General features: G+C 23.7%; 2 protein-coding genes. Both read right to left on the bottom strand.

All coding sequences use genetic code 11. The features are described 5' to 3' along the window. The coding region (locus tag G3997_RS03635) for a DUF2357 domain-containing protein (RefSeq protein ID WP_296648247.1) at positions 1–801 on the bottom strand (801 nt) is incomplete at its 3' end. Further along, positions 773–1,503, bottom strand: a 731-nt coding sequence (locus tag G3997_RS03630; protein WP_330616193.1) for a hypothetical protein, incomplete at its 5' end; no start/stop codon positions are given. The genes G3997_RS03635 and G3997_RS03630, both read right to left, overlap by 29 nt.

The raw sequence follows: 1,503 nt of genomic DNA, 5'->3' as shown, positions 1-1,503 counted from the left end.
TATATCTAAGGTTGTATTTTTTCTTACTTCAACWACATTKTKTGAAKTAKGATTTTTTCTTAAATGCTTTATAGTTTCCTTAGTAGATATAACTTTAGATTTATGTTTATTTTTTAAGTTGTACTCTGTAACAACACTATGCTTTGGAAATCTTTCTATTCTTTTTATAGCTCTTTCTAGTTTTTCATATATATTATTTAGTATAACTATAAATTCAAGTCCAGTTTKATTTTTATTATCACTTATATTTACACTTGAAAATGTCTTATTTAAAAAGTCAAATACTAGTGATGTTATTTCTTCATTTATATCTTTTAATATTTCATTATAGTCATCCATGTAATCAAGCTTTGATGGAAATACTTGTATCGTTAATGATAAAACTTCACTATTATTTTTAATAATCTTAAATGTAGAATATCCTATATCTCCATTAAACTTAAAAGATCCAAAGGTATTTCTACCTCTAGTTATTAGATTTTCCCTTATTTCTTTATGATCATGATATATTTCAAATTTATCATCAATGTTATTTTCTAAGTATAAGTTATATATTCCATCTTCAAAAAAGCTTGGATACATAGTATTACTATTATTTATTTCTAATTCTTTAAAGCTATTTATAGTTTCTACAGTGTAGTTATAATTTGTATATACTCCTAAAGTTCCACTTATATTTTTATTATTGTTTGTAGCCTTAAATTTTTTATTTTCACTACTTCCATATATGTATAGTGTAAAATCATCTGTARATAATTTTAATATATCACTACTAGTACCAGTAACTAACATAYCCATCATTTTGATACCCTTTTAGCATATATATAATTTTCTTTGCACTATTTTCATATTTTACAGTTGTAGTTTCTAAATAATTTTCTGCTTCTTCTACAGTTTCTATATCATTAGTTTCAATTATAAAGTTAAATAAATCTATTAAAACTTGATATACACTTTGCTCACTTCCATTTATAGCTGGAAGAACCTTTTGCATTATTTGATAATCAAATGCAGTATCTTCATGTAATAAATTAAATTTTTTATTTTCTACCATATAAAATARTATTTCATCTCTTACTCTGTATGCAAATTGCTTTTGTGATTTTTTAAGTATTTCATTGATTTCTATTATTTTTTTATTTACTTCTTTTGCATATTCTCTATATTCTTCTTCTATATCCATAGTTTTTAAGTATGTTGTTTTTAGAAAGTTATTAGATATATTTAAAGGCTCTACTTCTTCATTATTTTCAAAGAATAGGTTGTCCAAGTCTACATCTGAAAACTCTATTGTATTTGCTCTATCTAATACTTTTCTACTAAATTGGAATGTTGTATCATCCATGTTTACTGTTCCTATTAAATATAGGTTATCTGGTATATGTAGGCTTATGTTTTCGTTGTTTTCTTKATACTCTACTATRTTGTCAGTTATTATGTCTTGTCCTACTTTTTTACGGCTTTCTATTATGCTTAGATAGTCACTTAGRTAGTATTCTACTC

This window comes from Romboutsia sp. 13368 (assembly GCF_018336475.1).
Classification (GTDB): Bacteria; Bacillota; Clostridia; order Peptostreptococcales; family Peptostreptococcaceae; genus Romboutsia.
Note: the sequence above shows the minus strand (reverse complement) of the source record. Positions and strands in the feature narration are given on the sequence as shown.